The sequence below is a fragment of the Shewanella sp. SP2S2-4 genome, assembly GCF_031932025.1.
Classification (GTDB): domain Bacteria; phylum Pseudomonadota; class Gammaproteobacteria; order Enterobacterales; family Shewanellaceae; genus Shewanella; species Shewanella baltica.
Genome location: NZ_JAUOER010000002.1, coordinates 285,427 through 307,689, shown reverse-complemented (window position 1 = coordinate 307,689; position 22,263 = coordinate 285,427). Strand labels below are relative to the sequence as shown.

Below are 22,263 nucleotides of genomic sequence, written 5' to 3'. Positions count from 1 at the left end.
TATGCATCTGCATTTGGGCATAGATTACGCCTAATGATTTTGAGCTAGGCCCCGAAACCGACGGGGTCGTTTTACGTTTTACGTTCAAAAGCCTATAATGCGTGACATTTTTTATTAATTTAGCTAAATCGGACGAGTCGATACAGTGGCAAAACAGATCCAAGCGATTCGCGGAATGAATGACATTCTGCCAACTCAAAGTCCTCTATGGCAAAAAGTGGAAGCGGTACTACGTTCGAGCGTTAGTGCTTACGGTTACAGCGAAATCCGCACTCCAATAGTGGAAAATACCGATCTCTTTAAACGCTCTATCGGTGAAGTGACTGATATTGTTGAAAAAGAAATGTATACCTTCGCAGATAATAACGGTGACAGCTTAACGCTGCGCCCAGAAGGTACGGCATCGACAGTGCGTGCGGGTAACGAAAACGGTCTGCTATATAACCAAGAACAACGTCTTTGGTATATGGGCCCTATGTTCCGTCATGAGCGCCCACAAAAAGGTCGCTATCGCCAATTTAACCAATTTGGCGTGGAAGTGTATGGCATAGGCACAGCGGATATTGATGCTGAAGTCTTGATGTTATCAGCCCGCCTGTGGGAAAAACTCGGTATTAGCGATCACGTGTCGTTAGAGCTTAATACATTAGGTGATCCCGCCGAGCGCGCGGTTTACCGTGATGCCTTGATTGCGTTTTTAGAACTACATAAAGATGCGCTCGATGAAGACAGCAAGCGTCGCATGTACAGCAATCCGCTGCGGGTATTGGATTCAAAAGATCAAAATGTCCAAGCTATTTTGGCTGGTGCACCTGAGTTGATGGATTTCCTCGGTGAAGAATCGAAGACACATTTTTCACAATTGCGTGAACTACTTGATGCTGTGGGTATCAAATACACCATTAATCCGCGCCTAGTACGTGGTTTAGATTATTACAATCGTACAGTATTTGAATGGGTTACATCGAGTTTAGGCTCACAAGGTACAGTGCTTGCGGGTGGTCGCTACGATGGCTTAGTTGCCCAATTAGGTGGTAAAGATACCCCCGCGGTGGGTTTCGCTATGGGCTTAGAGCGCATTGTCTTGCTGCTTGAAACCTTAGAGCTAAATAAAGATATTCCGTCAGAAGTGGATGTGTATGTCACTGCAATGGGCGATAGCTGTCTAGTTGAAGCGATTAAAATTGCGCAGGAATTACGCAGCGCGCTGCCAAACCTTAAAGTGATGAGTCACTGCGGTGGCGGCAACGTGAAGAAACAAATGAAACGTGCCGATAAAAGCGGTGCAGCTGTCGCCTTACTGATTGGTGAAGATGAACTGGCCGAAGGCATGGTGACAGTGAAATATTTACGCAATGATAACGAACAACAACGGGTAGCTCGAAGTGCCTTAGGCGCATTTTTGGCTGAACTGGCCATTAAGTAATAGATCATATAAGGGGACGTGCGCGTGGAAATTTATAGCACAGAAGAACAACAAGTTGATGCTATCAAGCAGTTCTGGAAAGACTATGGAACCTCGATTTTTATTGGGGCGGTCGTTGGTTTAGGCGGCCTGTATGCGTGGAATTATTATTCTGACGTTAAAGTGGCCCAAGCGGAAGAAGCCTCAAAAGCTTTCCACGAGTTGACCACGAAATCAAGCGACGAAGCCGCTATGCTGGCGGGCGTCGCTGAGTTTTCTAAAAATCATGATCAAAAAGGTTATCAAGCGCTACTAGAACTGATCGTGGCAAAAACTGCGGTAGAAGCTAAGGATTACCCTAAAGCAATCGAAGCCTTGAACAAGGTTATTGCGGCTAAACCAGGTGCTGGTTTAGATATGATTGCCACTTTACGTGTCGCTCGAGTACAAGCCGAGCAAGGTCAAATAGACGCTGCTCTGGCAACTTTAGAGCAAGTTACAGATAAAGCCTTCTTCGCCCAGCGCGATGAACTAAAAGGTGATTTCTTAGTACGTCAAGGTGAAGTTGAGAAAGCGAAAACAGCTTATCAAGCTGCCATGGACAATGGTGGTGTGGTGACAAGCCCAGCGCTTAAAATCAAACTTGATAGCCTAAATCAGGCATAAGGGAGCACTTGATGAAGTCTTGGTGCAAAAACCTGCTAGCCGCCGGATTAAGTCTGGCCATGTTATCCGCCTGTTCGTCGAGCGATGTTGAAGACGAGCCTGTCAGTGAGTTAACTGCCATTCAGGCGACAGTGTTCCCTGAAGTAAGTTGGAGCGCCTCTGTCGGTGATGGTGTAGGTGATTATTACTCTCGCCTCGCTCCTGCCGTTCGTTATGGCAAAATATTTGCCGCCGATCGTTATGGTGAAGTCACCGCGTTTGACGAAGCGACGGGCGAGCGCGTTTGGACTAAAGATTTCAGCGAAGAATTTCGTGATAACGCCTTAGCAAAAAACAAAGGTGCGCGAATCGCCGCTGGCGTAACTGCTGCGCGTAATAAAGTCTTTTTAGGGGGAGAAAGCGGGCTATTAGCCGCGCTGAACGCCGAAGATGGCCAAGTTTTATGGCATGTGGTTGCCGGTGGTGAGTTATTGTCTGCGCCAACGGTTGCCGATGACGTTGTGGTTGTCAGCACCAGCTCAGGTTCACTCGAAGCCTTTAACGTCGATACTGGCGCTAAGCTGTGGGTGTACGAAATGCAATTGCCAAATCTGACCCTGCGCGGTACAGGTTCTGCAGCTTATGAAGCGGGCGGTTTCTTTATCGGTACTGCCGATGGCAAAGTGGCTGTTGTGATTAAAAACAATGGTCAAGCTGCATGGGAACAGGCGATTTACAATCCAACGGGCGGTAACGAGTTTACCCGTATGGCCGACGTGGATATGACGCCGCTGATCCTTGGCGACAATTTATATGCGGTGAGTTACAACGGTAACTTAGTGTCGATGGAATTACGCACGGGTCGAGTTGTGTGGACACGTAAGTATTCTAGCTTTAACGAGTTAGCATCAGCGGGCTTAAGCTTGTTCCTTGTTGACGACCACAGCCGTATCTACTCAGTTGATAAGCGTAACGGTCTAGAGCTGTGGAGCAACTCTGAGTTAGCTAACCGCACTCTGACGTCACCAGCTGTGTATAAAGACTATTTAGTTGTGGGTGATTTCGAAGGTTATTTACACTTCATTGATCGCAGTACAGGGACGATTGTCGGTCGTGTCCAAGTGGACAGCTCTGGATTATACAGCCAGCCATTAGTGGTTGACGATAAAATCTATGTTCAAGGTCGCAGTGGAAAGTTAGCTGTTGTAACACTTCCATAGTTAAAAGTGTTATCCTTGTAGAGCCCCTGGAAGTGTGTTCCGGGGGCTTTTTATTGAAAAGTTTTTTAGAGGCAAAATCATGATCCCTGTAGTGGCCCTTGTTGGTCGGCCGAACGTCGGTAAATCCACCCTATTTAATCGCCTTACGCGCACGCGTGATGCGCTGGTTGCTGACTTTCCTGGCCTAACACGTGACCGTAAATATGGTCGAGCATTCTTATCCGGCTATGAGTTCATTGTGGTCGATACCGGCGGTATCGATGGCACTGAAGAAGGGATCGAGACGAAAATGGCCGAGCAATCCCTTGCCGCCATTGAAGAAGCCGATGTTGTTCTATTTATGACTGATGCGCGCGCAGGTTTAACCTCTGCGGATCTGTCGATTGCACAGCACTTACGTAGCCGTGAAAAAACCACCTTCGTCGTCGCTAACAAGGTGGACGGTATTGATGCCGATTCTGCCTGCGCCGAGTTTTGGTCTTTAGGTCTAGGTGAAGTTTACCAAATGGCAGCGTCTCAAGGACGCGGCGTGACCAACATGATCGAATACGCGCTGACTCCTTATGCCGAAGCGATGGGCATAGTGCGTCAAGACGAAGGCGAAGTGACCGAAGAGCGTGAATATACCGAAGAAGAAGCCGAAGCTGAACAAAAGCGTCTGCAAGATTTGCCTATCAAGTTGGCGATCATCGGTAAACCGAACGTCGGTAAGTCAACCCTGACTAACCGTATTCTTGGTGAAGAGCGCGTTGTGGTATTTGATGAGCCCGGCACAACCCGTGACAGTATTTATATTCCAATGGAACGTGAAGGTCGCGAGTACGTGATTATCGATACCGCGGGTGTTCGTCGCCGCAGTAAAGTACATCAAGTCATTGAGAAATTCTCAGTGATCAAAACCTTGAAAGCGGTTGAAGATGCTAACGTGGTATTGCTTATCATCGATGCCCGTGAAGGTATCGCCGAGCAAGATTTAGGTCTGTTAGGGTTCGCGCTCAATGCGGGTCGCGCTTTGGTGATTGCCGTCAACAAGTGGGATGGTATCGACCAAGGGATTAAAGACCGCGTGAAGAGTGAGCTTGACCGTCGTCTTGGCTTTATCGACTTTGCTCGTATTCACTTTATTTCGGCGCTGCACGGTACTGGTGTTGGCCATTTATTTGAATCGATTGAAGAAGCCTACGACAGTGCCACACGCCGCGTCAGTACTTCTATGCTGACACGTATCATGCAAATGTCGCAGGATGATCACCAGCCGCCATTAGTGAATGGTCGCCGTGTGAAGCTTAAATACGCGCACGCAGGTGGTTACAATCCACCAATCGTGGTGATCCACGGTAACCAAGTTAGCAAGCTGCCAGACTCGTATAAGCGCTACATGATGAACTACTTCCGTCGTTCATTGAAAGTGGTGGGTACGCCAATCCAGCTGCGTTTCCAAGAGGGTGATAACCCATTTGAAAACAAGACTGAGAAGTTGACTATGAGCCAAGAGCGTCGCCGCAAGCGCGCACAAAGCCATATCAAAGACAGAAAAACCAAATAGTGTTTTTTACCAGACACATTTGAAACAAAAGGAACCTTAGGGTTCCTTTTGTGTTTTAAGACTGTTTAATCAGGGTTTACATCAATATCAATGTCCTCTAGAGAGTAGATTCCGATAATTAGATTAAATATGGCTAGCAGATTAAACCAGCAACATACCTAACTTAATATCTCGAATATTTTAGACAACTGTCTGTATCGGTCGTGCTCTTTTGTTTAGCATTTAGCTGCTCAACAGGAACTTAGAAGTCTTTCTCGCCTTTTATTAAGGCTGGATGACCCGATATGGCTTTTGAGGTGTGCATACCCGCCATCGTCGCCGCTTCGACGCAGCCCACATTAAGGCCTGTCTTTATCCAATCGCCCGTCATATACAAGTTATCTATCCCTGTGCCATCTGTTGTGATGCGATACCGCGAGCTGTCCTTAACCGACAACACATAACGTTCGGATGGGTCCACATTTGCACGCCAATATTGGCTATCGAAGCGGGCAACGCCTTGACGATTTTGTTCATCGTGTAGCCATTCCCAAGGGAAGCTATCACCGACATTTTGCCAAAGTTTATGGATTTCGGTATTGAGCTGGTGGATAGCACCGGCTTTAGCTTCTAAGGTTTTCCGTTGTTGAAAATCCACATCCGAGCTTGGCGGATAGGCTTCGACAGGTAATGCCGAGCAAAAGTAGCTGGCGTTTTTAGGTTCTAAACCGCGCCAATCTTCTTTATCTAATAGTTGGTTCATCGATGCCCAAGTATCGTAGGGTTCGGTGAAGCCTGATAATACTGGCTCCTCGCCATCTTCAGAATAATTTGGCCAGCCTATTCCATTAAGATCTTGGTTCATCCACAGTTGATAGGCTTGAGTGGCAACGGTTTGCACCTTATCAACGCAAAGTTTGAGGGCTGGGCTTTGTGCCATCACTTCACTCGCCACATGGGGCACAGAACCGATGGAAAGACCGAAGATGACTTTGTCGAAATCCACACCTTTGACTAAGCGCTTTTTCGGTAGGGCTTTGCCAAAGTGCGTTTCATATACGCTGTCCCAATCGCTCCAGAAGTGTTCCAGATTGATATTATGGGCTTTAAGCAGTGCCGCTTGTTCTGGCTCAAGCTGCTCATAATTGGGCGTGCTCGGCCAGCAGGCGAGACCTTTAACATCTACCAAGGGATCGTAGTTTGTGACTGTCGATGCCAAGGCAACTTGCTCGGTGATTTCAATTGCTTGGATACTTTGATTGCGGCATTCGAGATTATCGACGCGATTGAAGTAGTGGAAGTTGACACCTCGGCGTTTGAGCACTTCGTAGAAAGGCGTAAAGACCACATCGCCCATGCCGGCCTGCATTTTCCACATTACGCCACCTTGATAGCACAGGGCGATACGCAGCATAGAGCGGATAATCGTCCCCGCCTCGACATTGGGTTTGTCGAAGTTGCCTTTTTCATAGGCGAAGACTAAGTCGTAAAAACCACGCACGGGGGCGCTGTCGACTGTGTAATTAAGGCTGGCGCCGTGTTTGGTTAACCATTCGCGGTAATCATAACCATTGATGGCATCGAAACCTTTTTCAAACACATCATCGGCAAACATGCCCTTGAGTATCGTAAGTCCCAGATCGGCGGCGATGTACAAGTGGCGCAGTTCGTCATTGTTATCTAAATGGCCGCTAAAGCGTTTGACGAGTCGTTTATGGAGGGCATCAACGGCCGATTCCACAAAGCCATCGTCACTTTCACTGTGGACATGCTCATCGCACTCGCGGCCAATCATTTGATTGAAATGGCATTCGAGCTTATCGCCGAGCGCGTCGAGTGATTCTTTGGCATCTTCGACTGAATCCTCTAACTTATCTTTTAAGCGTTCAAACCAGCTGCTATCGAGCCAGTTTTTAGGTGTTCCCATGGCTTTTTCATCGGCATCAAGCAAGTCATCCATGTCCTTGAGCCATTCCTTTATCCACGCAAAGGCGACTTTAACGACTTTCCAAAAGGTGAGGGTTTCGGTGCCATCACCAGGGATGCCGGGTAGCATCGGGAAAGTGATTGGCCAGCTTACCGATCGGCCATCGATATCTTCCTGTAATACGATGAAGTTATGGGGTTTAAAGGCATCAAAAAAGGTCGCGAGCGGCGCGTCTGCTGGCCTATCTAATTCTTCATACGCTTTACGCATTAGGGCAAACGCGTTTTGATAGAAACCAAACCAAATATGTAATCCATGTTCTTCAATGCGTTGTCCCATTGCAGCATTGCGGCCACTTGCCCCTTTGCCGCCGATACGCCAGCCGAGTTGATAGACATCAATCTCATATTGATTCTGCCAGCCGGGTTTGTCGGTCAGATAACAGGCTGCGGTCATGGCCGCGACACCGCCACCGAGAATGGCTATTTTCTGTTTTTTGATTTCGGAGTTATCGACTAATACTTCACCGGGCGGCACTTCAAAATCAAAGTTCACATGGTAAGGCAGTAAGACATGCTGCTCGCCAATCTCGACGCCTAAGGTTTCCTTTAGCGGGAAGCTGGCATTATCAAAAATGGTCGCGACAAAATCATTTTTGAGCAGGGCAACACTGTGCACTTTATTCACTTGGGCAGGTGCGGCGACGATGGCTTGATAAACGGCTTTTTGCCCAGATGAGTCGGGGAACTGCTTTAGAAATACTTGATCGATTGCGGGTTTAAATAGCAGATGAAATAGCTGCTCTTCGCCGAGCTGGTCGAGCTCTGGGATGAAATCGGTTTGTTCTTTAAAGAGTTGCCAGGTTTGGGTTATCGCTTCAAGGGTGGAAAGCTGCGCCTCGGGTTTGGCATCGCAATTCACTTCAATCAATGGATGCAGGGCGAGTTCAGTTTCTGGCGAAAAATGTAAAAAACTTTTGGCAGCAAGCGATAATCGCGTCAGAGGCTCACCCACCGCTGGCATAGTGTATTCACATAAATACTTAGGATAACCAAAGAGTTCGCGGCCATTAATTAAGGCCATGGCATCGTTCACCCAAATGTGTAGCGGCTGAAAATAGACTTGGCTGATTTGTGTGCTGTCGCTGCTATCTTGGCGCCCGACCATGACCCAAGTGATGATGTCCGTTTCTTGGATCCAACCTTTGGCTCTGTCTTCTGGATACGCGGAGTAGGCTTTTTCAATTTGAGTGAAGGTTGTAAGTACGTAGGGCGATAACACTTTAAAATACATTGCACTACCGGCAACTTGATTCAAGGTATTATCGATAGATCGTTGGAGATTTGCCTGTTTCCCCTTCAGAAAAAAACCGTACATATCGGCTTTATTTAACACTAAGGGGGAGTGCATCAACATACTGCCTTGGGGATAAATAAAGTCGGGGCGCTGTTTTTCCATGGCGTTCATCCTTAAATTTCAGTGTAAGTCCAATGATTTGAAAGCTATAACCCAAAAAGCATAGGGCAAATAAGCTATTAAGCCCATTGATTTTACAATTGATTTATTAAGAATTTGAGAGGGGGTAACAGTATTGAGTAGCAAGTTGGATGTTATCCAACTTGCTCAGATTTGGCAGGTTTTAGCACAGAACGAATTCGTTAAACAAACCCGTGGGGCTAGGGGACTTAGGTTCAGTTACTTCGATTTATTTTGGTAGAAATCCACCTCTGTATTATCGTCCGAGTAACGTCGCTTAGTATCCCTGCGGCGCTGTTTCACGCGTTTATTCTTTTGCTTACCTTTGACGTTATCGCCCCATGGCGCATCATCGTCGTCAAATTCATAGGAGTGTGACATGGTCAAAATTCCAAAAATACCTGTGCCATTCGCAGCACCCGATCTTTTTACCCAAAGGTGAGATGAAGCTAAAGCGAAATATTTCATCATTGATGGTGAAAAGTTTTGCCCAAGAGTCATATCTTGCCACTGAAATGGACGTATCTGAGATTTTAACTGGGAGGATGTGGTTTATCTTTATGATAATAAAAGAGTAAATCTGATTTTAATCATTAATCAGATTATGCGATTGAACTTGGCGCCTAGAAAGGAGGGCGCCAAGTTTTGATACAAAATAATGAGTTAGTGTTACTTACCGCGCAGCATACGTGCGACGAACATGCCATCACTGTTGGCCTCAAAGGGCCACACGGTCAACATTTCTGTTTGTTCACCGCTAAAAGGATGGCGTATCGGCGTGAGCGTGAACTCTGGATGTTGCTGTAAAAACGCCGTTACCACGTCTTGGTTCTCGATGGGTGACAAGGAGCAAGTGGCGTAAACGAGGATGCCGCCGGCCTTAACTGCGCGGCTACTGCGGCTTAAAATATCGAGCTGTAACGCGGCTTTATCGGCCACGGCTTCAACACCATCCAACCAACGCATATCAGGATTACGTCGCCAAGTGCCAGTACAACTGCACGGGGCATCGACTAATACACCGTCGAAATGATCCGCAGGCACGGGGAGGGCATCACTTTTCCAACGGGCCACGCTAATGCCGTTAAAGTGCGCTCTTTGGGCGCGTTTAGTGAGTTCTTCTAGGGCATTGGAGCGAATGTCGGACGATATGATGCTGCCCGCAGATGACGTTTGGTTATCAGCAGCTTTAGCTAGCATCAAAGAGCGCAGTTGCAGAGTTTTGCCGCCAGCACCGCTACAAGCATCCCACCAATGGGCATCGGGTTCAGGCGCACAAATTTGACCAATGACCTGTGAAGCCAAATCTTGGATCTCGATGTTACCGTCTTTATACAGGGCTATTTCATTAAGATTCATACTCTTACTGCCAAGATTGATGGCATCGCTAAAGTAATGACCATAACTCGCTTCTATGCCGAGCGCTTGCAGTTGTGTCGCTGCATCTTGACTCGTGATCCCTTGCGCGCGTCCCCAAATTGGCGGGCGACTGGACATAGCTGCAATTAATTGCGTTTGCTGCGCAGCATCAACAGGGCACACTTGCCAGAACCAGTCGGGTAATAAATCCTGTGCCTTAAACTCAGTCGCAGGGAATAAATACTGTATCAGTGCCAGTTTGTCGTCGAGACTTTCAACAGTAAGTGCTTGAGCTTGCTGATAATCGATGGGCGATTGTGATAACTCATGCCAAGCGTTGGCAATATCTTGCCAAGCGTGAGCTTCCAATAGGGCACTGGCGCTTAGGCTGGCAAAATAAACGGCTGAGGTTTGTTGAGCGCCTAATCGCTGAAACCAACCCCACCAGCGAAACAGACTAAATAAGGATTCACGAATGACTTTACGATCCTTCGAGCCGTGTTTTTTATGTTCTCTAAAGTAATTTGCCAAAATACGGTCAGCGGGCATTTTACTGCTTTGAATTTCATCGAATAATTGTTTAATTGTACTGGCGTAACTGAGCGCACGTTTTTGCGCTGGGGTGTTCGCCTGAACATTTAACGCCGATGATGTGACTGAGTTGGATGCCATACCGGAAGAGAAGCTGCTTGGATTACCCATAAATTTAGCCTAGATCATGCTTCTGTGACTGCGCCTTTATGTAAGAGGCATAGCTGAACAGAGGAGAAAAATAAGTGGCGCAGAGTGTAGCAGTTTTGCCCGATAACAGGCAGTAAAAAAGCCCCGAATTAGTATCTGCTAACGGGGCTTTTTTGGTTCACTGAGACTCATGGTGCATTCAGTACCTAACGGCGATTTGCAGGCTATTCGCGCAATGACCGTTTAGCAGATGACTATTTCGTCACCATCTTTTGGATTTGCTTAGCCCGTTCTTCATCGCTCATTTCCACCGGTGGCGGCGTGATTATGCCTTTTTGGCACGCAGGTCTGAGCGCTAACTCATCTAACCAACGTTGCAAATGGGTCAAACCTTCCATATTGATGCCGCTCCACTCGTGGATACGTACCCAAGGCCAAGTGGCAATGTCGGCAATCGTGTATTCGTCACCAGCAAAATATTGATTTGTCGCGAGTTGAGTATTCATGACTTCGAATAAACGTCGACCTTCTTTTTGATAACGGTCAATAGCTGCGGGGATTTTTTCTGGGAAGTATCGGAAGAATACGTTAGCTTGACCCATCATGGGTCCGACGCCGCTCATTTGGAACATTAACCATTGGATCACCTGTGAGCGCTTTTTAGGATCGGCTGGCAGGAATTTACCTGTTTTTTCGGCGAGATACAGCAGAATTGCACCGGATTCGAATACCACAAAATCTTCGTTGTCGCGGTCGATAATGGCGGGAATTCGGCCATTTGGATTAATGGCAATAAACTCAGGCTGTTTTTGCTCGTTGGTGCTGAAATCTAGCTTGTGGACGCGATACTCTAACTCCATTTCTTCCAGTGCGATGGAGATTTTAAAACCGTTAGGGGTCGCGGCTGTGTATAAATCTATCATGATGATTCCTTTAGGTTATAACGCTTATAGCTACTCACTTTAGGGCCTATTCAGGCATTCGTGCCGCTATTTTGTAGGGGTTAACGATACTATTGCAGGACGCTGCGCCAAAGTAATGAACCAAGCCTTAAGATGCGGCAAGCTGTCAGTGACTTCAATATCTAAATTCTTAATAAAGCTGATAAAAACGTAAGCCGAAATATCGGCAATGCTGAATTCATCGCCTGCCACAAAGGGCGACTTGCTCAATTGTTGGTCTAAGCTTGGTAGGAAGTCAATGACCCTTTGGCGTGATTCTGCGCCCCAAGACTCGACACAATTTTCCCTGTCTTTATAGACACCGCTTAAATTACGAAAGGCTTGAAACCCAACCATTAAGCCTTGTAACTCTATGATACGTTGCCACATTTCTACTTTAGCGCGCTCAAGTGGCGTATTGCCAAACAGCGAGTGAACACTTGGGTGGATTTCTTCTAAATAGCGGCAAATGGCAACTGATTCACATAGGTAGCTGCCATCATCGAGTTCGAGTAATGGAATGCGGCCATTTACACTTTTGGCTTTAAACTCGGCACTTAAATTTTCACCGCCGCGGATATCGACGTTCACTCTTGGCACTTCTATGCCTTTTTCCGCAAGAAAAATACTGACGCGACGCGCGCTGGGAGTCGGAGCTAATTCGTAGAGTTTCATCTAAAGTCCTGTAGTTTTTATCTGTGCTTTATGCTCGATTTGAGCATATAAGGCTTTAACGGAACGATCGGTTAGGATAGAATTTACGCCATATCTAAACGATCAGTCAAGAATGATTTGCCCCTCAACTTTCTGTTGTAAAGAGGAGTGTGGTAAAGAGGAATGGTAAAGCTGATCGTGAGCGCGTATTCAAGAGATTAGGTCGCAGGCTTATGGCACGAAGTTGTAATTTTGATCGGCGGGAAAAACTCATATTGGCAATGGAGCTTTTTTGGCAAAAGGGCTTTGCCGAAACCTCGATTTCCGATCTCGTCGGCCATTTAGCCATTAATCGATTTAGCCTTTATAACAGTTTCGGCGACAAGCAAAAGCTATACCGCGAGTGCCTCAGTTTCTACCTCGATAACTACTCCTTTGGCGCCTCAGATACCCTGCTGCATGAAAAAGCAGGCTTGGCCGAAATAGCAGCTTATCTAGCCCGCTTTGTTGCCCTGCAGAGGGAACAAAAATATGGCTGTTTTATGCAAAATGCCGTATTAGAAAAGAGCCTCGACGATGAGAGTGTGCTGCAGGAATGTCAGCGCTTATTTTGCCGATTACAGGCCTCATTCACCCAAGTGTTGTTGGACTGCCAAGCGCGAGGCGAGTTATTGGCCAATTTACAGCCGCATCAGGTCGCTGCATTTTTAGTACTGCAATTACAAGGAATTAGAGTGTTAGGTAAAGCGGGTGAATATGAACTGCTAGACAATGCCTTTGCAGTTTTACAGAGTTACTTGGGCACTTTAAATACAAAAGTTTAAGTGCAAATTAAGCCATTTAAGGTGCAAGTTATAGTTTGAATGGTCTAGGTTTTTCGCCTAGGCCATGTTGCTTTTAGCAGTCTATTTTTAAAAATCCAAGTCCAGCGCGAAACACAGATAGGCCATCAATTGAGTACAGTGCGCAAATTGCTCGGCACAGAAACTGGCGGCATCTGGGCGGCAGAGTTCTTCAAAGGTGATATTTTTTATGGCGATAAAATCTTTGCGTTTTAGCTCCGCCAGCATAGGGTGGTTTTTATCAAACCCTTTTGGTGGTCGAGTTAAGCTATCACCGTCCATGTTAAATCCATGACTTTGTAAGGTTTGTAGCGCTTTTTTATAGCCGTTGGGGTTCTCATCGATGCAAGTGCGAATGGCATTTAAGGCTTTCGATTCTGGGTGCCAAATCCCTGCGGCAATAAAACAGCCATCTTCGGCAATGTGTAAATACAGTCCCGGCGCATGCACGTCTTTGCCCTGAAAATGGCGAAATTGAATGCCGACATTGGTTTTATAGGGCGTTTTATCTTTGCTGAAACGGCTGTCTCGCTGGGGGCGCATAAGACTGCCACCGACTTTTTTCGGTACGGCAGTGAGCCGAGGCGAGAGGGCGAGAATACTGGGCTGCATTTGCTCGATAAACTGCAGCGCAGGCGTTCGCACTGTCTCTTCGTATTCCGCCTGATGGGCTTTAAACCAGTCGCGGGAGTTATTTTGCGCCAGTTGATTTAAAAATTGCAAACTCGCGGCGCTGAACGTTGCACCTGTCGCAATAGGGATTTTAGTCGTGAGCGTGGCCATTATCGGTGAACCTTATTAATGCATTTGAAACGAGTGCCAACAGCCTAGATGCGCCTAGATACAAGCAGTGCGAACGTCAGGCGAGTCGTCCGTATATTCCACTCGTACTGCAAGGTCGTACACTCTTAAGAGGATGAAAGGCTGTCAAATATGGCACTAATACTGCCATCCTTCGGTAAGATCTTCACTTAATTTTTTGAAGTGCGCCGCTTCTCTTTTGTTTTCAACCAGCCCGTTATTTACACGTAAAGCCAAGTGAGAACTATTCTTATCTTCTTCATTCGTGCCTATAATGCCGCCCTATTTTTAGATTAGTTTGTTAATAGGAAGACGTTAAATGGGTTGCCTGCCTAAATTTGGGAAATGGAAAGCGAATAGAAATCTGTCTCTGATGGGATTATGTTTGTTGCCCTCAATGCCGTTGTACGCAAATGAGGTATTGGGCGAGCCTAAGGTTGAGCCGATTGAAATCCTGCAGGTTCATGGGCAGCAATATCGTAGGGCCATCACAGTCGCTAAACCGGGTGAAGCGATTATTTCCATGGAACAAATCGAGGAGATGCAGGCGACGACCTTCGCCGAAGTGATTGATGATATGGCGGGAGCGCATATCGATGGTGGCACCCGCAGCGGCGGTGAGCGGATTAATATTTGGGGCTTTGGCGAGACCGAAGATTTTAACGTTTATGTGGATAATGCTCCGGTGGGATTTGAGCAGTATCGCTATGGCTCATTTTTCCTCGATCCTGATCTCATCAAACGAGTGGAAGTGATCAAAGGTGCCCATGATGTGCGCTCGGGCAATGGCGGTTTTGGTGGGGCCATGTATGTAGTCACTAAATCGGCCGATGATTTTCTTAAATACAATCAAGCGATTGGCGCGCGAGTTAAAACCAGCTACGCCAGCAATAATGACGCTATGGGTTATACGGGAACTGTCTATGGCCGGGTGAATCCGCATTTATCGGGTTTGTTACACCTTACGCGCCGTGATGCGGGGGATGTGACTTTAGCTAATGGCGATGAGTTTGAATATTCGGGCTATGAGCAAGATAATTATCTAGGCAAGATTGATTATGAGCAGGGCGATCACCAACTGGCCTTGAGCGTGACCCATTATCTCGATGAGGGCCGCAAACCTTGGGCTAACCGCCGTGGCCCCATGCCTGCCATCTCAGACTACAACATCAAAAAGTACGGTTCCTACGAGCAGGCGCTGTATGCCACAACCGCCTATAACACCTATGAAGACAACACTTGGTCAGCCAATTATCGTTACTCGCCGAGCAATCCCCTGATCGATACTCAAGTGGTGATCTCCCATTCGGCGAATGCGCGACACTGGGTAAGACCCGATATCGCGTGGGAGAAAATGACGGTTTCCGTAGGCAACTTCGGCCACGAATCTTGGCTAGATTACAAACGTGATTATATTGATATCAACAACTTGAGTTTGATTGGCGATCACGAGATCACCACAGGATTGCAGTACCGCAGTCTCGACCGTACTTCGCTCGTGTTTAACAAGAGTTATGAGAAGAATCCTGAGAAAAACTTTGGCTGGTACACACCTTATTATCAACCTGAAGGTCGCCAAGACACCTATGCCGTGTATGTTCGCGATGCGATTCATCTCACCAACGACTTAACCGTTACTCCCTCGCTACGATATGACTTTATCTACAGCATAGGTCGGCCAAATATTGCGCCAGATTATAACGACATCAGCGCGGGTCACGATTATAGCTCGACTCACCACTCGGGGTTCTCACCCAGATTAGGCATAGATTACCAACTGACAAACTACGCTCGGTTAAACTTTGATTACGCCTATAGCTTGCAAGCTCCTGTGGTTGATGAGATTTATGCCGTGCAATACGCCAAAGCCAGCATTACCGGCACGAGTCGCGACATCGATGTCGAACGCTTACACGCTTTCAAGTTAGGCTTGATGACGCAGCACCAGCATCTGCTTGCCAACGATGATGCGCTGACGACGCAGCTTACTCTGTTTGCCAACCTAGGCCGCGATGATATCGCCCAGCGCCGTGGGGCTAAGTCTGATAAAACCCAGTTAATTCAAAGCGGTTACACCAATCTTGATGGTTACCATATTTACGGTGCCGATTTTGAAGCCCAATATCGCTTTCAAGACGTGTTCAGTGATCTGGCGGTTTCATGGCTGCAAGGTCAGCACAATGGGTCACTCAGAGACAGCCAAGATGACGACGAGTATTTAGCCAACATGGCACCGCTCGATATTCGTCTGCGTTTAGGCATGTATATTACCGATGATATTTCAGTGGCTTGGCAGGGCGCTTGGTATGATGCGCAAACCAATGTTCCCCACGGTGATATCTTTAATGCCGAGTCGCCGAGCGAAAATTACTTTCTGCAGAACCTGTACCTCGCCTATGAACCTCAAGCCAGTTTAAAGGGATTAAGCGTGCGTTTGATGGTGAAAAACCTCACCAATCTGCAAGTGGTGCCGTTTCTCTCCGATGGGATCCCAGCTGCGGGGCGCGATGTTCGCTTGAGTTTAGCTTATGAATTTTAAAGATTAATCACCAAGGCAGTGTGGGCGCGGTTTATAAAGCTTATAAAAAATAGGGTTATATTGCCTCAGCCCCCTGCCGAAAAAAGCCGGTTTATGGCATAATCCGCGTTTTACTAGGCATATAGAACAGAAAAATGACTGAAAATGAATTGCTAAGTCGCTGTGGCGGCAAGTGTGAACTGTGTGGCAGCGAGATCGAACTCTCTATTTATGATCTGCCAGCCTCCGATGGCCGTGACAATGAGATCATGATTTGTGAAACCTGCAGTGGCCAAATTGCGGCACCGGATACCATGGACATGAACCACTGGCGTTGTCTGAACGACAGCATGTGGAGCCCTGTACCGGCAGTTCAAGTGATGTCATATCGTATGCTTAAGCGCTTAAATGGCGAAAGCTGGGCGCAAGATTTACTGGATATGCTTTACCTTGAAGACGATGTAAAAGCGTGGGGCGATGCTGAAGTTGCCGCCGCAGGTGACGACACTACCCCAACGTTAGACAGTAATGGTGCCGTGATTAACGCTGGCGATACGGTCGTGATCATCAAAGATTTAAACGTGAAAGGCACTAGCTTTGTGGCTAAGCGCGGCACAGCTGTGCGTAACATTGCTTTGACTAACAACCCAGAGCACATTGAAGGCCGTGTTAACGGTACTCGCATTGTGATCCTGACGTGCTTCGTTAAAAAGTCTTAAGTTGAACCTAGTGTGGGCTCGATTTATCGAGCCGCACACCATAAAAAACCGCCATGCTCGTTAATCGACATGGCGGTTTTTTTATTTTGAATTAGAGAGTTAAGATACGCAGCGGGTGACTTGATATTGGCGTGCATAACCCTGCGGATTAAATTGCCAAGATAGTATCCACGCCATCAGACTTAAGCCCCCGAGCAACAACCATGCACTGTTAAAGCTATTGAAATTATCGCGGATCAATCCAGCAATCCAAGGCGAAATGGCGGCAATGGTATAACCTACACCTTGTACAAAGGCGGTTAATTTACCCGCTAACATCGGATTTTGTTGATGATCCATAGTCACAATTAATCCGAGTGGAAAAATCCCGCCTATGCCTAATCCCGCAAGTCCCGCCCATAAAAATAGCGACACTTGAGGGGCGAGTGCGAGCCCCATAAAACCGATGAGTTGCAGTAAGCACAGCAGGGCAATAATAGCGCGTCTGTCCGTTGACTTGCTGGCAAGCCAAGGAAACACTAAGCCCGCGATCACTTCCATGCTGGTTAAGAAACCTAACACTAATCCCGATTGCGTTTGGCTATAACCTAACTCGACCGCGTAGGGGGCTAACCATGCAAGCACGCAGACATAACAGCTTGTGCCTAAAGCAAAAAATATCGCTAATAGCCAACTGCGACGAAAACGCCAAAAGCTAAGCTGCACAGTTTGCTCCGCAGTTTGACTCGGCAATGCGGCGTTATGTTTAACCATCAGCCATAGCGCCAGTGCCACTATGCCTAACCAAGTCCAATGGCCTAACCCCGCGCGCCAACCCAAGTTCATCCCGATAAAAGGCGCACTGCTGGCGGCCAAAGCGGCGCCGCCCATAATGGCGGTGACGTAAAGCCCCATCATTAAGGGCACCCGTTCACCGAAATTGAGTTTGATCATGGCAGGCATGATGGTTTGAATAAGAGCGATACCGATTCCCGCCAGTAATGCCGAGCAGATAAGCCAGCTTGCATCCATCGCCCAAAAACGCATTGCCGTGGCGACGATCAAGAGGAGCAACGATCCCGTCATCACGGTATCAAAACCTAACCGTTTAGCGATACTAAAACCCGCAAAGCAGCCCAGTCCCATGGCGAGCACGGGCAGCAATGTCAGCATAGACGCTAAGGTAAAACTTAAGCTGATATCCTCTTGTATGCTGGGCAGCAAAGGCCCGACGGAAGCGAGAATGGGGCGCAGATTTAGACCGATAAGAATGAACGCGATTCCGAGAAGCAATAAATTCGCTTTCTCTGACTGGGGTGACTGCATGGATTGTCTCCAAAAATAAGCTAAGTTTGATTTGCTGAAAGAGTGATCTGTAGCGGCATTTAGCACATTTACGATGATTTCCTTTCAACTAGAGTAAGTTGAAGCAGCATCGCTACAGTTCAAAAAGAATCTCTTTCAGATGTATCTTGATATAAAGATATTTTAATTCTGCGAGAAAATGACTAAGATGTAAAGAATGATATAAAGAATCTTTATGTTGAGATAAAGCTATGACAGCGAAAACGACACTCACTCACATGAGCCCTGCGGATACTAATGCGAGTTCAGCGGATAAAAACGCGAGTCTTGCGGATAAAGACCAAGCAGCTTCGAACACCAAAGCAGATGGCCTTGAAAGCGAAGATGGTTTGGATAGCATTGTCGGCCAGTGGCAGCATCAAGGGGTGACTGATGATTTGATCCCTATGGCTGTGCTTGGGCGAATCGCGCGTTTAACGAAATATATTGAAGTGGTACTGCTGCAATGCCACGCCGAATTTGGCTTAGGTCAGGGCGAGTTCGATGTGCTTGCCACCTTAAGGCGTTCGGGTGAGCCGTTTACACTCTCACCTTCACAGCTTTATCAGAGCATGATGCTAAGCTCTGGCGCTATGACGAGCCGTTTAGACAGACTCGAAAATAAGGGGCTGATTGAGCGGGCGCACAGTAAGGAAGATCGCCGCGCCGTACATGTCTCGTTAACTGCTGAGGGTAAGGCGCTCATTGATAAGGCCTTGCCGCAGCATATTCAATGTCAGAGTGCATTGTTAGCGGGCGTGAGCGTTGAAGATAGACCTATGTTGCTGCAGATTTTAAAATCTTGGCTGAACCAATTTGAGCCGCAATAAATCGTTTAAACTTCACGTGATTATTTAGTTTTTAGTTTCTAGTTTTAAGCTTCTATTTTTTAGTTTCTAGTGTTAGACATCTGGCGATAAGCGATAGCCGAGCGCTATTAGCTAATATGGGTCAGCCGCGCGGGACAACATTCGATAGTACAAGGGAGTTGCCATGGTAAAAAGACGTGAAGCATTTGAATTAGCAGGTAAACGAGTCACAGCAGGGACTCAACTGGGGATCAAGCTGGCCGCCGCTAAGTTGTATACCGATACGCAACTCGATATTCATGTGGAAGTGTTTCACGGGGCCAAACCCGGTCCAACTTTGCTGGTTTGTGCCGCCATTCATGGGGATGAACTCAATGGTATCGAGATTTGTCGGCGGTTATTAGCCAGAGTGAATCCTAAGAATTTGACGGGCACCTTGATTGTGGTGCCTATTGTGAATGTGTTTGGTTTTATTCAGCAATCCCGTTATTTACCCGATAGGCGCGATCTCAACCGTTGCTTCCCAGGCTCCAGTAAAGGGGCGCTGGCAAGCCGGTTAGCCAATCTCTTTGCCACTCAGTTATTAGTCCATGCAACCCATGTTATTGATTTGCACACGGGCGCGATTCACAGGGACAATTTGCCGCAAATTCGCTGTGATACCAGCGACGAGACTATGCTGGCTATGGCAAATGCCTTTGGTGCGCCGCTTATTATGCATTCTAAAGCGCGCAGTGTTTCGATGCGGGGCTACGCTAACCAGCAGGGCATTCCATGTATTTTGTACGAGGCGGGCGAGGCACTTCGTTTCAGTGAATTGTCGATAAAATCCGGCCTCAAGGGCGTGCTCAATGTGATGCGCAGTTTAGGCATGTTGAAGGGACGGGTAAGCAATAAGGGCTCAAGTGTTAGCGCCATTCGCAGTTATTGGGTGCGCAGCGAATCCGACGGCTTAGTGAATATGAAGCTCAAGCTCGGCCAGCGGGTGACTAAGGGTTATATCATCGCCCATATCGTCAGCCCCCACGGCGGTGACAGTGTGGCCATTCGTGCACCAACCGACGGCATCATCATAGGGATCAGCAATATTCCCGTTACTAACGAAGGCGAGGGCATGTTCCATATCGCCCAGTTTGAAGGTGACGAAATTGAAATGGCTAATGAACAGCTCGATGAATTTTTGATGGAATATGCTTAACCGCAGATGTGTTGAAATTGGATATAGCCACAGAAGTCGCTAAGGTAGTTTTGCGACTTCTGTGAACATTTTTAAGTGCTTATTTTTACCTCGCTAACTCCTGACTTTTGTAACCCTCAATGCAGTTTTCGTTATCACTGCCAAAATCTAAACTCACTAGAGTTTAAAGCGTTCCACTGAGCTGGTGAGTGAGTGGGCAAGCTTGGTGACTTCGTTGCTGCGTTTGGCCATGTCCATGGCTTCATTGGCATTTTGATCCGCCGCTTGCGCCGCCTCGCTCATGCTCGACTCTATACGTTGACTGTAATCTAACTGCTCATGGGCGGCGTGGGTGATCTCTAGACTCATGTCATTGAGCGTGTGTAAGGTACTTTCTATGTGGGCGATAGCATCCTGCAGGGTTTGGCTTTGTCCGACACATTCGTTTGCCTGATTTTGACCTGTGGTAATTGCACTCGCTGCCGTGGAGGTCTCTTTTTGCAGGGCCGTGATCATGGTTTGAATTTCAGCGGTGGCAGCTTGGGTGCGTGAGGCAAGGGATCGCACCTCATCGGCCACAACAGCAAAACCCCGTCCATGTTCCCCCGCTCTGGCGGCTTCAATGGCGGCGTTCAGTGCCAGCAAATTGGTTTGTTCGGCAATGCTGCTAATGGTGGTTAAAATGCTGCCAATATTATCGCTTTGAATGCTCAAGCGAGACATGACCTCAACCGAACTACTTAAACGGGCGCTCAGTTCGGCAATTTTATTGCGATTATCATCGGCAATTTGCTTCACTTGATTGCCGTATTTCGAGGCTTGGCTGATTTGTTTCGCCGACTCACTGGCCTGTTCAGTTACTAAATTAGAACTGGTAAACATCTGTTCAGCTAAGGCTTTAGTCTCATCGACGCGGCTGATTTGCGCGGTTGCGGCATTGGCAATGCGCTGACCTTGCTCATTGGTTTGGGTGGCTGAGCTATCCAGCGAATGGGCATTTTGGCTGATATTGGTTAATAGCTTGGCAAGGTCGTCACTCAAGGTATTCATGTTATCGATCAGGGTGCCAAATTCATCATCATGGCGTTTATGAATGCGTTTAGATAAATCCCCACGGGCGATGCTCGCCAGCGCGCCATTCACTAAGGCTAATGGATTGAGCATGGCCTTGGAGGTGAAGAAGGAAATAAAACTCACCATAACGATAAACACGATGGCGAGCACTATCGCTAAGGTTTGCCCTTGCTCAATTGCATTGCTGGCAATGGTTTGCAGGCTGCTAAATCGGCGATCGGCTAAGGTGATTAACTTGTCTAAGGCGAGATTATTGGCGTTAAATTCTTTATCGGCATCGAGGTAATGTTGCTCGGCTTGTAGCTGCGCCTCAACCACGGCTTCTTGTGTTTTATAAAGCTCGGCAGGGGCTGCGAGTAAGGTATTGATAATCGCATATTGCTGTTCGAAGGTTTGCAGCAAGCCTAATGTATCAAGCCCATCAGTTTGTTGTTTTAAAAAGGTAAAGTTAGTGGTGAGGTTACCCAGTAAGATGCTGACATCTTGCTGGTGCGATTGGATCACCTCCAAACTTTGAGTGTGGATCAGCTCTCCCATAGTGTTGGTTAGCGTATACAACATGTCGTCGATACGCGTGCCTGTACCGACAATCTCTTCGAGCAGAGTGGGATTATCGGGGATGGACAGGGTTTCGAGATCGATCATCGCATTACTGGCGTTGGTCTTGGCATCGTTAAAGCGTTGGAAAAGTTGTTGGTATTGCTGCTTTGCTTGTTCATTGGCGAGTTTCGCACTAAACATGGCTTGGCTTTGTTGCAAATAGGCTTGGTATCTAGCCTGCGCCTCGTGCAGGGAAGTCTGCATCTTAGATTGATCTGCCACTCGCTCCGTTAACTCATTTTCGATACTTTGATATTTCTTCTGCAGCGCCGTAAACGCTTGCTGACTTTTGGTTAAGGCGGCGGTGTCTTGCTGGCTATGGGCCAAGGTGGCAAGGCGTGACATTTTTAATAGCACCAGTTGCAAGCTATTACTCTGCTTTTGCACCGGTACGGCTAAGGTTTCGATATTTTGATAGGCGGTTTGTACTTGTGAGAGTGAATAATAGAAGAAGCTGCTGCCAGCGATGAGCAGCGCGCCGATGGCACTAAAGCTAAAAATGATTTTTTGTTTTATGGTAAGCGTCAACATAGTGCGAAAACCTCTTCTAGGACTGTCCCTGTAAAA

Annotated in this window: 17 protein-coding genes; 9 read left to right on the top strand and 8 right to left on the bottom strand. The window is 47.3% G+C overall.

Going from position 1 to position 22,263, the window contains the following annotated elements; translation table 11 throughout:
* Nucleotides 1-145: 145 nt before the first annotated feature.
* The 4 genes from hisS (at nt 146) to der (ending at nt 4,816) form a co-directional block, all read left to right on the top strand.
* Nucleotides 146-1,426 carry a histidine--tRNA ligase gene (hisS, locus tag Q4Q54_RS03145; protein WP_311987680.1) on the top strand — a complete coding sequence of 427 codons (1,281 nt, stop codon included), beginning with the start codon at nt 146-148 and terminating at the stop codon, nt 1,424-1,426.
* A gap of 24 nt (nt 1,427-1,450) precedes the next feature.
* A complete protein-coding gene (locus Q4Q54_RS03140) occupies nt 1,451-2,071 on the top strand; it encodes a tetratricopeptide repeat protein (RefSeq protein WP_063883274.1) in 621 nt (206 codons plus the stop codon).
* A gap of 11 nt (nt 2,072-2,082) precedes the next feature.
* Nucleotides 2,083-3,270: an outer membrane protein assembly factor BamB gene (gene bamB / locus Q4Q54_RS03135; RefSeq protein ID WP_063883273.1), complete on the top strand. Its 1,188-nt coding sequence runs from the start codon at nt 2,083-2,085 to the stop codon at nt 3,268-3,270.
* Between the two features lie 79 nt (nt 3,271-3,349).
* Nucleotides 3,350-4,816 (top strand): ribosome biogenesis GTPase Der, encoded by a 1,467-nt coding sequence (gene der / locus Q4Q54_RS03130; RefSeq protein WP_106649962.1) that lies wholly within the window; start codon nt 3,350-3,352, stop codon nt 4,814-4,816.
* 241 nt (nt 4,817-5,057) lie between these two features.
* On the opposite strand, the gene Q4Q54_RS03125 is transcribed toward der, so the two are convergent.
* The 5 genes from Q4Q54_RS03125 to Q4Q54_RS03105 form a co-directional block, all read right to left on the bottom strand.
* Nucleotides 5,058-8,180, bottom strand: a complete 3,123-nt coding sequence (locus Q4Q54_RS03125; protein WP_311987679.1) for an NAD(P)-binding protein — start codon at nt 8,178-8,180, stop codon at nt 5,058-5,060.
* Nucleotides 8,181-8,417: 237 nt separating this feature from the next.
* Entirely contained in the window at nt 8,418-8,579 is a 162-nt protein-coding gene (locus tag Q4Q54_RS03120; protein ID WP_006080915.1) for a hypothetical protein, read from the bottom strand.
* A 288-nt stretch (nt 8,580-8,867) separates the two neighbouring features.
* Entirely contained in the window at nt 8,868-10,259 is a 1,392-nt protein-coding gene (locus tag Q4Q54_RS03115; RefSeq protein ID WP_311987678.1) for an RsmB/NOP family class I SAM-dependent RNA methyltransferase, read from the bottom strand.
* A gap of 233 nt (nt 10,260-10,492) precedes the next feature.
* Nucleotides 10,493-11,161: a glutathione binding-like protein gene (locus Q4Q54_RS03110; protein ID WP_311987677.1), complete on the bottom strand. Its 669-nt coding sequence runs from the start codon at nt 11,159-11,161 to the stop codon at nt 10,493-10,495.
* Nucleotides 11,162-11,227: 66 nt separating this feature from the next.
* Nucleotides 11,228-11,854: a glutathione S-transferase gene (locus Q4Q54_RS03105; protein ID WP_311987676.1), complete on the bottom strand. Its 627-nt coding sequence runs from the start codon at nt 11,852-11,854 to the stop codon at nt 11,228-11,230.
* Between the two features lie 212 nt (nt 11,855-12,066).
* On the opposite strand from Q4Q54_RS03105, the gene Q4Q54_RS03100 reads away from it, so the two are divergent.
* Nucleotides 12,067-12,657: a TetR/AcrR family transcriptional regulator gene (locus Q4Q54_RS03100; protein WP_311987675.1), complete on the top strand. Its 591-nt coding sequence runs from the start codon at nt 12,067-12,069 to the stop codon at nt 12,655-12,657.
* Between the two features lie 87 nt (nt 12,658-12,744).
* Here Q4Q54_RS03100 and Q4Q54_RS03095 read toward each other — a convergent pair whose 3' ends face one another.
* Nucleotides 12,745-13,458, bottom strand: coding sequence for a DUF2461 domain-containing protein (locus tag Q4Q54_RS03095; RefSeq protein WP_012588169.1), 714 nt, complete (start codon nt 13,456-13,458; stop codon nt 12,745-12,747).
* 337 nt (nt 13,459-13,795) lie between these two features.
* On the opposite strand from Q4Q54_RS03095, the gene Q4Q54_RS03090 reads away from it, so the two are divergent.
* Together Q4Q54_RS03090 and Q4Q54_RS03085 are read left to right on the top strand one after the other, a co-directional pair.
* The gene (locus tag Q4Q54_RS03090) at nt 13,796-16,015 is read left to right on the top strand and encodes a TonB-dependent receptor domain-containing protein (RefSeq protein ID WP_311987674.1); all 2,220 of its coding nucleotides are present in this window, start codon (nt 13,796-13,798) and stop codon (nt 16,013-16,015) included.
* Between the two features lie 134 nt (nt 16,016-16,149).
* The gene (locus Q4Q54_RS03085) at nt 16,150-16,713 is read left to right on the top strand and encodes a PhnA domain-containing protein (protein WP_006080922.1); all 564 of its coding nucleotides are present in this window, start codon (nt 16,150-16,152) and stop codon (nt 16,711-16,713) included.
* Between the two features lie 99 nt (nt 16,714-16,812).
* On the opposite strand, the gene Q4Q54_RS03080 is transcribed toward Q4Q54_RS03085, so the two are convergent.
* Entirely contained in the window at nt 16,813-18,018 is a 1,206-nt protein-coding gene (locus Q4Q54_RS03080; RefSeq protein WP_311987673.1) for an MFS transporter, read from the bottom strand.
* A 230-nt stretch (nt 18,019-18,248) separates the two neighbouring features.
* On the opposite strand from Q4Q54_RS03080, the gene Q4Q54_RS03075 reads away from it, so the two are divergent.
* Together Q4Q54_RS03075 and Q4Q54_RS03070 are read left to right on the top strand one after the other, a co-directional pair.
* Nucleotides 18,249-18,866 (top strand): MarR family transcriptional regulator, encoded by a 618-nt coding sequence (locus Q4Q54_RS03075; protein ID WP_311987672.1) that lies wholly within the window; start codon nt 18,249-18,251, stop codon nt 18,864-18,866.
* Nucleotides 18,867-19,029: 163 nt separating this feature from the next.
* Entirely contained in the window at nt 19,030-20,043 is a 1,014-nt protein-coding gene (locus Q4Q54_RS03070; RefSeq protein ID WP_006080925.1) for a succinylglutamate desuccinylase/aspartoacylase family protein, read from the top strand.
* Between the two features lie 156 nt (nt 20,044-20,199).
* Here Q4Q54_RS03070 and Q4Q54_RS03065 read toward each other — a convergent pair whose 3' ends face one another.
* Complete coding sequence (locus Q4Q54_RS03065; RefSeq protein WP_311987671.1) at nt 20,200-22,227, bottom strand: methyl-accepting chemotaxis protein; 2,028 nt, start codon at nt 22,225-22,227, stop codon at nt 20,200-20,202.
* Nucleotides 22,228-22,263: the final 36 nt, after the last annotated feature.